Source organism: Embleya sp. NPDC005575, assembly GCF_040605455.1.
Lineage (GTDB): Bacteria > Actinomycetota > Actinomycetes > Streptomycetales > Streptomycetaceae > Embleya.
In genome coordinates this window covers 1-10,806 of record NZ_JBEXCV010000226.1, presented here as the reverse complement: position 1 = coordinate 10,806, position 10,806 = coordinate 1, and the positions used below count along the sequence as shown (strand labels likewise).

The following is a 10,806-nucleotide window of genomic DNA, read 5'->3' as shown; positions in this document are numbered from 1 at the left end:
CGCGCCCGGTCGAGGCCGCACCCAGGCCGCCGGTCGCACCGGCACCACGCCCGTCGGCGCCGACTCCGGCTCCGACCCCGGCCCCGACTGCGCCGCCCGCGCCGACTCCGACGCCGGCGCCGCTGTACGTGCCGTCCCACGGCGACCCCGAGCCGTTCCCGACCACCCCCGCCGAGGACAGCCCGTACGCCGACGCGATAGAGGAATTCGCCGCGCACGGCTGGGTTGCCGGCATCGAGGACGGGATCTGGCGGATCACCGGCTCGTTCGGCAACCCGGTTCCGATCGCGGCGGTGGCCGCGACCCGTCTGGCGCAGTACGGCGAACCGGTACTGATCCAGGCCGGCAACGAGCGCCGCTGGGCCTTCATGGCCTGGCACGCACCCGACCTGACGTTGCTGAACTGGCCCGCCCGGAACTGGCGCAGCTACCAGATTCGTCCCCCGGCCGACCCGGAGTCGCGCTTCCGCGGCGGAGACCTGGCGAGCGTCCCGGGCCGAGTGGGTCCGCTCAACCGGCAGATCGGCGACCCGCCGCCGGCCCTGCTGCGCGTCCTGGACGAGGTCGGCATCGGCTTCGCCGAGCTGGTCAAGACCCTGCAGCAGATCGGCGGCTGAGCGCGGGCACGAAATACGGTGCCGCGCGGCCGAGTTCGGGGCCGGCTCGGGTCGACGGAGCCCGGGCGCGGCCGGCGCCCGGGTTACCGAGCGAGCGATCGTTAGACTGCCGACAACCACAATGGCGACAACCAAGACGATGTGCCCCGGAACGGCCGGAGCCCGCGTGCGGAATCAGGAGCCGGACCCCATGGCGGAGCGACTCGCGGCGGACCTGCGCGCCGACGGCCACACCGACTGGCGCGCGTACGACCCGCTGCTCCTGCCGCCGATCCTGGCCGCCTCGCTCGCCGCGTTCGACGAGCACGGGTATCACGGCACGACGGTGCGCGACATCGCCCGCCGGGTGGGCGTGACGGTGCCGGCGCTGTACTACCACTACCAGAACAAGCAGGCGCTGCTGGTCGAGTTGCTGATCGGCTCGATGAACGCGGCGCTCGGTCGCTGCCGGGGCGCCCTCGCCGAGGCCGACGACGCGCCCACCGCCCGGTTCGCCGCACTGGTCGAGTGCATCGTGCTGTACATGGCGAACCGCGCGCCCCTGGCCTTCCTGGACACCGAGATGCGCAGCCTCGAACCCGACAACCGGGCCCGCTACGTCGCGATGCGCGACGAACTCGAGGCCCTGATGCACGACGCGGTACGAGACGGCGTGGCCTTGGGCGAGTTCACCACCCCGTACCCGGTCGACGCCGGCCGCGCCGTCATCACGTGCTGCCAGGCCGTCGCCAACTGGTACCGCCCCACGGGCCCCTTGACCCCCCAACAAATCGCCAACCGCTACGTAACCATCTCCCTGGCCACAGTCGGCCACACACCCGGCCTGCCGACCCGACCACCACAAGAGCCAAGCCCAACCCCAGCCGACCCATGAGGCCAAACAGCCCAGCCGGCGCATGAGGCCAAACAGCCCGGCCGGCGCTTGAGGCCAAACAGCCCGGCCGGCGCTTGAGGCCAAACAGCCCGGCCGGCGCTTGAGGCCAAACAGCCCGGCCGGCGTTTGAGGCCAAACAGCCCGGCCGGCGTTTGAGGCCACCTCGGCCGGAGGCCGGGTCCCCCGCCCAGCGCAAGCCACCCGCATGAGGCCAAAAGGCACAGCGCCCAGCGACTACTTCGGCGCCATCCTGATCGCCCCGTCCAACCGAATCACCTCACCGTTGAGCATCTGGTTCTCCACGATGTGCGCAACCAGCGACGCGTACTCCGCCGGCCGCCCCAACCGACTCGGATGCGGCACCTGCGCACCGAGCGAGGCCCGCGCGGCCTCCGGCAGCGCCCCGAGCAGCGGCGTCTCGAACAACCCGGGCGCGATCGTCATCACCCGCACCGCCAGACCGGCGAGGTCCCGCGCGATCGGCAACGTCATCGCCGCGATGCCGCCCTTGGACGCGCTGTACGCGGCCTGTCCGATCTGCCCGTCGAAGGCCGCGACCGACGCGGTGTTGACGATCACGCCGCGCTCGCCGTCCACCGGCTCGTGCCCGACCATGCGCTCCGCCGCCAGCCGCAGCACATTGAACGTGCCGATCAGGTTGACGTTGACCACACGCGCGAACAGGTCCAACGGGAAGGCGCCCTGCCGCCCCACCGTACGGGCCGCGTTGGCCACGCCCGCGCAGTTGACCGTGATCGCCAGCGTGCCGTCCACGTCCGCCGCGTCCACCGCCGCTCGTACCTCGTCCTCCCGAGTGACGTCACCGGGTACGAACACGGCCCGTTCGCCGAGCAGTTCGGCGACCTCCTTGCCCTGTGACGAAGGCAGGTCGAAGAGCACGACGGACGCGCCCTTCTCGACGAGCAGTTCGGCGGTGGCCAGGCCCAGGCCCGAGGCGCCGCCGGTGATCAGGGCGGTGGTGCCTTCGATGCGCATCTGTGTGTCTCCGTAACGATCCGAGCGAACGAGAAAATCGAGGTGAACCAGCAAGACGGTCGAACCACCGGGAAACCGGGACGAACCGAAAGGAAATCGCGACAGGAAGCCTCAGAGGCGTTCGATGATCATCGCGTTGGCCATCCCGCCGCCCTCGCACATCGTCTGCAGGCCGTACCGGCCGCCCGTGGACTCCAGCACCCCCAGCAGCGTGCTCAGCAGCCGCCCGCCGGACGCGCCGAGTGGGTGCCCGATCGCGATCGCACCGCCGCGCCGGTTCACCTTCTCCAGGTCGGCGCCCACCTCTGCCGCCCATGCCAACGGCACCGGCGCGAACGCCTCGTTGACCTCGAAGGCGTCGATGTCGTCGATGCCGAGGCCGGCCCGTTCGAGCACCTTGCGGGTGGCCGGGATGACCCCGGTCAACATCAGCAACGGATCGTCGCCGGTCACCGCGAACGCGTGGAAGCGGGCACGCGGGGTCAGCCCGAGCGTGGTCGCGCGCTCCTCGCTCATGATCAGCGCGGCGGAGGCGCCGTCGGTCAGCGGCGACGAGTTGCCCGGGGTGATCCGCCAGTCGATCTCCGGGAAGCGTGCGCCCATGCCCTCGTCCACGAACGCGGGCTTGAGCCCGGCCAGGCCCTCCTTGGTGGTGGCGGGCCGTACCGTCTCGTCCACCCGGTGCTCGCCGCCGGCGAGCGTGATCGGCACGATCTCCCGGTCGAACGCGCCCTCGGCGCCGGCCTGCGCGGCGAGCCGGTGCGAGCGGGCCGAGAACCGGTCGAGCGCCGCGCGGTCCAGGTTCCATCGGGCCGCGATCAACTCGGCCGAGTAACCCTGCGGGATCAGTCCCTCGGGGTAGCGCTTGCCGAGCAGTTCGCCGAACGGGTCGCCCCCGCGAGCGGCGAAGCCCATCGGCACCCGGCTCATCGACTCGACGCCGCCCGCGATCACGACGTCGTACGCGCCGGCGATCACGCCCTGCGCGGCGAAGTGCGCGGCCTGCTGGCTGGATCCGCACTGCCGGTCCACGGTCGTCGCCGGGACGCCGTCCGGGAATCCGGCGGCGAGCACCGCGTTGCGCGCGATGTTCAGCGACTGATCGCCCGCCTGGGAGACACAGCCCGCGATCACGTCCTCGACCAGCGCGGGGTCGAGTCCGTTGCGCTCGACCAGGGCACGCAGCGTGTGGGCGAGCAGGTCGACCGGGTGGGTGCCGGACAGCGCACCGCCGGGCTTGCCCTTGCCGGAGGCAGTCCGCACCGCGTCGACGATGACGGCTGTGGTCATGGGGTTTCGTCTCCTCGGATCCACAAGGTTACTGAACGTTCGCTAAAGACATTCGACCCTCCGGCGCAACCCCTGTCAAGCAGCGACCCGAGCAGGGCGAACACCCGCGACCACGGCGCTAGGCTGAGGTCCGTGACCAGCGCACCCGTACGCGAACCACGCCAGCACCGCAGTCGCGTCACCCGAACAAAACTTCTGGACACCGCCGTCGAGGTGCTGGCCGAGGTCGGCTGGCTCGGCGGCACCGTGACCGTGGTCGCCGAGCGTGCGGGCGTCTCCCGGGGTGCGGTGCAGCACCACTTCCCCACCCGTGAGGACCTGTTCACCGCCGCGGTCGATCACATGGCCGGGGACCTCTTCGCCCGGATACGGCTGGACGGGGCCCGGATCCCACCCGGCCCCGAACACACCGCGGCGGTGGTCGACGCGCTCGTGTCGATGTTCCGGGGCACGCTCTACCGGGCCGCACTCAGCCTGTGGGTGGCCGCGGCGGAGGACGGCACGCTGCGGGCCAGGGTGCTGCCGCTGGATCGGCGACTGTGCGCCGCGATGTACGACATGGCGGTCGACCTGCTCGGCGCCGACGTGTCCCGCCCCGGGGTGCCGGCCGCGGTGGAGGCGACGCTGAGCCTCGCCCGCGGGCTGGGTGTCAGGGAGCTGCTCACCGAGGACGCGGCGCGCCGGCGGGCGATCATCCGGCAGTGGGCGGCGCACCTGGACACCGTGCTGACCGGCCGCAGCGCGGCCTGATCCGGACCCCGGCGGGTCCTCGGGCCGTCATTTCACACTTCGATGACCAATCCTTGATGCGAACCCGGTCAAATCCTGGACGGAACCGGACCCACGGGCCGTAACTTCGCCGCGTGGACTGGAATCGACGGACCTGCGCCCGGCGCGGACACGAGACGTACGCACCCGACGAACCGGCGTTGCGCGACCGACTGCACGCGAGCACGCCGGTCGGCGAGGCGTGGCGCTGCCTACGCTGCGGCGACTACGTGCTCGGCGAGGTCAAGGGCCGAGGCCCGGCCGGCGACGCGCCGACGGTGATGCGCGGACGGGCCCTGCGCGACGTGCTGATCCTGCGTTTCCTGGCCATCGAGCGGGCCGCGCGCGGCGTGCTGATCCTGCTCGCGGCCTACGCGGTCTGGCGATTCAGCAATTCGCAGGACTCGGTCCGCAAGTTGTTCGAGGACGACCTGACCGCGTTCCGGCCGGTGGCCGAGCACTTCCACTACGACCTGGACCACTCGCCGATCGTCGACTCGATCCGCAAGACCTTCGACTACAAGCACTCGACGCTGATCTGGGTCGCCATCGCGATGGTCGCCTACGCGGTGATCGAGATCGTCGAGGCGGTCGGCCTGTGGCTGCTCAAGCGCTGGGCGGAATACCTCACGGTGGTCGCCACCGCGGCGTTCCTGCCGCTGGAGGGCTACGAGATGCGCGAGCACGTGAGCCCGTTCAAGGTGGCCACCCTCGTCCTGAACATCCTCGCGGTCGTCTACATCATCGTCGCGAAGCGACTGTTCGGGGTCCGCGGGGGCGCCGAGGCGTTCGAGCGCGAACGGCACAGCGAATCCCTGCTGGAAATCGACGAGGCGATCCACGCCGGGCCGCCACGGCAGCCGTGGGAGGAACACGTGCACACGCCGAAGACGCCGCACGCACACACACCCTGATCGACTCGCCCGAATCCGATCCGTGAACCCCGGGCGCCGGAGCCACATTCGGCTGCCGGCGCCCGGACTCACGGTGCCCTCCCCCGCCTCACGGCACCAGCACGAGCCGCCCACGCAGCCCGCCCTCCCCGAGCCGGGCGAATGCCTCGGTCGCGTCCGCGAGCGCGACCGCCCCGGCCACCCGCAGGGTCAGCGCGCCCTTGCGGGCCGGCGCCGCGAGTTCGGTCGACCGCGCACCGTCCGCGCGTACCCGGAGGTGGTGTACCCGGGCCCCACGCAGTGCCGACGGCGGCGCGCCCGCGTTTGACCGCCACGAACGCCCGCGGCTGCGCCCTTGTCCAGCGCGTCCGAACCGAGCATCGCCGTGTGCACCGCGTCCGCGCCGCCCGGCACCATCGTCCGGATCCGGTCGGCGAGTTCGGGGCCGCGGGCGACGAACCACTCGGGAAGAGCTCATCCCCGAGGTGGACCGGGCGCGCGAGCGCTACGACGCGGAGCGCCCGCAGGCGGTGGGCTGACCGGATCCGGTCCGTGCGATCGCACCCACGCGCGGGCCTCGACCCGCCCGTGTGCGTACGTTCGGGCCGCACGACCTTGGGTCACCGGGGGTCCGCCAGAAGATCGCCGACTGTTCATTTTCCGGCCCGCCGAGGGTGTTTCCGGCTCCATATCGTGATCTTGACCGGCGGAACGGACGCCGGCCGAACTTCCGAGGAGCCCAGTCGTGTCGCCTGGCCGTGAGACCCACGAGCGCGAACGGCGGATCGAACTGCTGATGGCGGAGAGCGCGCCGTTGCGCAGGTATGTGAGCGGAATCCTGGGCGCCGACCTGCACACCGTCGAAGACGTGGTCCAGGAAACGCTGTTACGAGCGTGGGAGGCCGCGGACCGGCTGGACTGGGACGGCCGGCCGATCCGGATGTGGCTGTTCCGGGTCGCGCGCAACCTGGCCGTGGACGCCCGGCGGCGCAACCGGTCGCTGCCGGTGGGCATCGACCCGAGCGAGTTCGCCGGGTTGCCGTCGGTGCCCGATCCGGCCGCGACGGTCGTGGATCGCTGCGTGCTCGTGGGGGCGTTGCGCGCACTGGCCGCTCCGCACCGCGAGGCGCTCGCCCAGGTGCATCTGCTCGATCGCAGCGGCGCGGACGTCGCCCGCACCCTGGGGATACCGCGCGGGACGGTCAAGTCTCGTACCTACCACGGGATCGCGGCCATCCGTCGGGAGCCGGCCGCGATCGAGGAGAGCGGATGACAGGCTCCGAGGACCTCGCCATGCAGGTCGCCGGACAGGATTTGACGACCCTGCTCGGCTACACGGGGATCGTCATCCTCGTGTTCGCCCTCGCCCACTGGGCCGCGATGCGGCGCGGTGGGTGGCGCTTCGTCCGCCGCCGGCTGCGCCGGGAGCTCGCGCTCACCGTGGCCGCGTTCGCCGAGCCGGTGACCGCGTTCACCCGGTATCGGCGGCGCCGCCGACTGCTGGTGCGGGCGCTGCGGGAGCCGAACACCTGGGCCGACGCCGAGCATGCCCTCCAACTCGCGGCCGAGGTGTCGGCCGGTGCGCGTCCGTACGGCGCACTCGTGGAGCGGGACGTGGTGGGCGTGCTGGTCGCGAGCGGGCCGGACCTGCCCGAGCCCGCCGAGCCGTGGGCGGTCGACGAACTCGACCCCCGGCTGTGGTGGATCGCGCGCACCGACCTGGAAGTGGGCACCGGTCCAGCCCCGTTGCTGGTCGCGGTCGGCACCCGGCAGGACGCGGTGGTCTTCCTCGATCTGTTGACCGGTCCCCGCGTACTCGCGGTGTCCGGCGAGCGACGCGGCGCGCGGGCCACCGTGCAGGCCCTCGCGGCCCAGCTCGACGCCCGGCTGCCGGCCGGCGCGGTCACCGTCGCGGACGGCATCCACCCGCGGCACGCCGGGCCGAGCACCGCCGAGGCGTTCACTCTCGCGACCACCGCCGCGTCGAGCCGCCGCTACCCGCAGGTCGTGGTGTGCGCGGACACCCCCGACGTGCCCGCCGCCTCACCGGTGTCGGTGCTGACCCTGGGACGGGCGCGCGGTCACGCCCGGCTGTTGGCGGTGTCGCCGACCGGCGCCCTGCTCGTGCACGGCACCCCGTTGCGGGTGGACGCGCGGCCGCTGCCGCGCGCGGTCGCCGCGACGGTGTGGCAACTGCCGCCGTGGTCCGTTGAGGACGCCGCGCACCCGGCCCCGATCGTGGCGGACCCGGACCCGGACCTGGACCCGGTCTCGGACCCGGGCGCGACCCCGACACCGGCCTCGGCGCCGGGTTCGACCCCGGGCGCGACCCCGACCGAGCCGGTCCCGCCGGTCCCGCACGACGACCTCGACGAGCCCGCCGACACCGACAAGCCGAGCGGCGTCTCGGTCGACGTGTGATCCCGCTTCCCACACGCCGGACGGGCCGTTGATCGGCCCGTCCGGCGTTTGCCCACGTCCCACCCCAGGCCGCATCCCGGCCCCAATCCCCGCCCACCCCCAGGAGCACGCCAACGTGAGACTCACCGTCACCACCGTGGACGCCGCGGACGGTCTGCGTCGCGACCATCTCGTGGACCTCCCGCCCGGGAGCATCGTGGCGGATCTCGCGACCGCCGTGTGGCGACCGACCGCACCCGTCGGGGCCACCCCCGAAGGACGCGCCCCCGAGCTGAGCACGTTCCTCGACGGCGACGCGCCGGCCGGCGGGCAGACGCTCTACCTCGGCGAGACCGCGCTGGACCCGCAGGCTCCGCTGACCGTCTCCGGCATCCGCGAGGCCACCGTCCTGGGCCTGGGCGCGCCGCCCGCCGAGCCCGATCGGGTGCGCGCTCCCCGGCATCCCTTCGATCCGCAGACCCTGGTCCAGGTGCACGCGGTGTCCGGCCCGTACACCGGCCGGGTCTGGCCGCTGGGCCCGGGCAGCCACGAGATCGGCGCCGACGAGGGCTGCGCGATCCGGCTGCCGGTCGCCGGCGTACCGGCCCGGGGCCTGTGGGTGACGGTCTGCCCCGACGGCTCGGCGTATTGGCATCGCACCGTCCCCGACGACGGCGCGGTGCACGGCCGCGAGGTCGCGCCGCCGCCCACCGACGCGATCACCGCCGCCGCGGCGCTGCCCCGCAAGCACGAGGAACGCATCCTGGAGGACGAGCGCGAGGCGGACCGCAAGGTCGAGCGGGACAGCGCCCGGATCGCCCCGCCCAAGGACCCCGTGGTCCGCGCCCCCACACCGCCGGGTACGCCCTGGCCGCACGAGGCCGACCTGGTCGTCGGCCCGTCCCTGCTGCGGCTGTCCGGCCCCGTCGAGGCGGACGCCGACGTCACGCCCTCGGACGACGGCATCGGTCTGGACTACAACCGGCCGCCCCGGATCGCCCCGCACCTGGACGCGGAGAAGATCCGGCTGCCCTCGCCGCCGGTGGAGCCGAACCGGTTGCCGTTCCCGCTGCTGGTGATGATCGCCCCGCTGGTGATGGGCCTGGCGATGGTCGGGTTCTTCCAGTCGTATTTCTATCTGATCTTCTGCGTCATGAGCCCGTTCATGGCGATCGCGAACTGGATCTCCGGTCGCCGCGGCAATCGGGTCAAGCATCAACTCGACGGGGTGCAGTATCGGCGCCGGTTGCGCGTCCTGCATGCCGACATCCGCACCGCTGTGCGGCGCGAGCGCATCGTGCGCGGCGAGGTCGGCCCCGACCCGGCCGCGGTGGCGCTGATCGCCACCGGCCCGGGCAGCCGGTTGTGGGAGCGGCGCCGACGCGACGCCGACCATTTGGTGTTGCGGATCGGCACGGTGGATCAGCCGTCGGTCAAGGAGGTCGAGGACCCGGCCCGGGACGAGCATCACCGCACCGCCCGCTGGACGTTGCCCGACACACCGATCGGCGTCGAGATCGCCGACCACGGCGTGCTCGGGGTGGCCGGCCCCACCGAACCGATCCAGGCGCTGGCCCGCTGGCTGGTGATCCAGTCCGCCGTCCTGCACAGCCCGCGCGACCTGCGCGTGGTGGTGCTGACCGTCCCCGATCGGGCCGCCGATTGGGCCTGGGTGCGCTGGTTGCCACACCTACGCCCGCAGTCCCGCTCGGCCGCGCCGGTCGTGCTGCTCGGCACCGACCCGGAGTCCACCGCCAACCGGATCTCCGAACTGGTCGCGCAGATCCAGGGCCGCCGGCGCAGCATGGGCTCGTCGATGGGCCAGGCCATGTTCAGTGGCCCCGACATCCTGGTGATCGCGGACGGTGCCCGGCAGCTGCGCGAGGTGCCCGGCATGGTCCAGGTGCTCACCGACGGCCCGGCGGCCCGGGTGTTCAGCGTCTGTCTGGACGAACAGGAGCGGCTGCTGCCCGAGGAGTGCACCGCCGTCGTACTGGCCACGGGCCGCCACCTGACGGTGCGCCAGACCGGACTGCCCGACGTGGTGGACGTGCGGGCCGACCACGTGGACTCGTCCTGGTGCGAGCAACTGGCCCGCTCCCTCGCGCCGTTGCGCGATGTCAGCCCCGAGCACGACAGCGGTCTCCCGCAGACCGTCAAGCTGCTCGACCTGGTCGACGCCGAGCCGCCGAACGCGGCCGATCTTCAGGCCCGGTGGGCCCGCCGACCGGCCTCGACCACGTTCACTCTGGGTGCCGGTTACGACGGGCCGCTGCGGATCGACCTGGTACGCGACGGCCCACACGGCCTGATCGCGGGCACCACCGGCTCGGGCAAGTCCGAGTTGTTGCAGAGCTTCGTGGCGGCGCTCGCGGTGGCCAACCGTCCGGACGAGCTGACCTTCGTCCTGGTCGACTACAAGGGCGGCAGCGCGTTCAGCGAGTGCGCCGAACTGCCGCACACCCTGGGCATGGTCACCGACCTGGACGAGCACCTGGCGACCCGGGCGCTCGACTCGCTCGCCGCGGAACTGCGACGGCGTGAACACCTGTTGGCGGATGTCGGCGCCAAGGACCATCCCGAGTACCGGGGCAAGCGCACCGCCGACCCCGCGCTGGCACCGCTGCCCCGACTGATCCTGGTGATCGACGAGTTCGCCACCCTGGTCCGCGAGGTTCCCGACTTCGTCGCGGGGCTGATCAACATCGCCCAACGCGGCCGCTCGCTCGGCATCCACCTGGTGCTGGCCACCCAGCGACCGGCCGGGGTGGTCACCGGCGACATCCGCGCGAACACCAACCTGCGGATCGCCTTGCGGGTGACCGACGCCGGCGAGAGCCAGGACATCATCGACACCGCCGAGGCCGTGCACATCTCGGCCGGCACCCCGGGCCGGGCGCTGATCCGTACCGGCCCGGGCGCCGCCGTGCCGTTTCAGGCCGCGTGGGTGGGCGCCGAGCGACCGGTC

Annotated in this window: 8 protein-coding genes and 1 pseudogene; 7 read left to right on the top strand and 2 right to left on the bottom strand. The window is 72.6% G+C overall.

Going from position 1 to position 10,806, the window contains the following annotated elements; all coding sequences use genetic code 11:
* Nucleotides 1-617 (top strand): annotated as a pseudogene (locus ABZS54_RS39780) (hypothetical protein); the annotation flags it as partial.
* 190 nt (nt 618-807) lie between these two features.
* Nucleotides 808-1,491, top strand: a complete 684-nt coding sequence (locus ABZS54_RS39775; RefSeq protein ID WP_355547299.1) for a TetR/AcrR family transcriptional regulator — start codon at nt 808-810, stop codon at nt 1,489-1,491.
* 234 nt (nt 1,492-1,725) lie between these two features.
* Here ABZS54_RS39775 and ABZS54_RS39770 read toward each other — a convergent pair whose 3' ends face one another.
* Together ABZS54_RS39770 and ABZS54_RS39765 are read right to left on the bottom strand one after the other, a co-directional pair.
* On the bottom strand, nt 1,726-2,487 hold the full coding sequence (locus ABZS54_RS39770; protein ID WP_355547296.1) for a 3-hydroxyacyl-CoA dehydrogenase: 762 nt from the start codon (nt 2,485-2,487) through the stop codon (nt 1,726-1,728).
* Nucleotides 2,488-2,598: 111 nt separating this feature from the next.
* A complete protein-coding gene (locus ABZS54_RS39765; protein ID WP_355547293.1) occupies nt 2,599-3,777 on the bottom strand; it encodes a thiolase family protein in 1,179 nt (392 codons plus the stop codon).
* 132 nt (nt 3,778-3,909) lie between these two features.
* Between ABZS54_RS39765 and ABZS54_RS39760 the strand changes: the two genes are divergently transcribed.
* The 5 genes from ABZS54_RS39760 to ABZS54_RS39740 all read left to right on the top strand — a co-directional run.
* Nucleotides 3,910-4,527, top strand: a complete 618-nt coding sequence (locus tag ABZS54_RS39760; protein WP_355547290.1) for a TetR/AcrR family transcriptional regulator — start codon at nt 3,910-3,912, stop codon at nt 4,525-4,527.
* Nucleotides 4,528-4,640: 113 nt separating this feature from the next.
* Nucleotides 4,641-5,459 (top strand): DUF2127 domain-containing protein, encoded by an 819-nt coding sequence (locus ABZS54_RS39755; protein ID WP_355547287.1) that lies wholly within the window; start codon nt 4,641-4,643, stop codon nt 5,457-5,459.
* Between the two features lie 724 nt (nt 5,460-6,183).
* Nucleotides 6,184-6,711 carry a sigma-70 family RNA polymerase sigma factor gene (locus ABZS54_RS39750; RefSeq protein ID WP_355547284.1) on the top strand — a complete coding sequence of 176 codons (528 nt, stop codon included), beginning with the start codon at nt 6,184-6,186 and terminating at the stop codon, nt 6,709-6,711.
* Complete coding sequence (locus tag ABZS54_RS39745; protein ID WP_355547282.1) at nt 6,708-7,859, top strand: hypothetical protein; 1,152 nt, start codon at nt 6,708-6,710, stop codon at nt 7,857-7,859. The genes ABZS54_RS39750 and ABZS54_RS39745 overlap by 4 nt, the downstream gene beginning before the upstream one ends.
* Nucleotides 7,860-7,974: 115 nt before the next feature.
* A partial coding sequence (locus ABZS54_RS39740; protein ID WP_355547279.1) for an FtsK/SpoIIIE domain-containing protein occupies nt 7,975-10,806 on the top strand: 2,832 nt, incomplete at its 3' end.

What these genes read in the sequence shown, in the direction of transcription:
- ABZS54_RS39775 (WP_355547299.1), top strand. Translation starts at nt 808, where the DNA reads ATGGCGGAGCGACTCGCGGCGGACCTGCGCGCCGACGGCCACACCGAC.
- ABZS54_RS39770 (WP_355547296.1), bottom strand. Translation starts at nt 2,487, where the DNA reads ATGCGCATCGAAGGCACCACCGCCCTGATCACCGGCGGCGCCTCGGGC.
- ABZS54_RS39765 (WP_355547293.1), bottom strand. Translation starts at nt 3,777, where the DNA reads ATGACCACAGCCGTCATCGTCGACGCGGTGCGGACTGCCTCCGGCAAG.
- ABZS54_RS39745 (WP_355547282.1), top strand. Translation starts at nt 6,708, where the DNA reads ATGACAGGCTCCGAGGACCTCGCCATGCAGGTCGCCGGACAGGATTTG.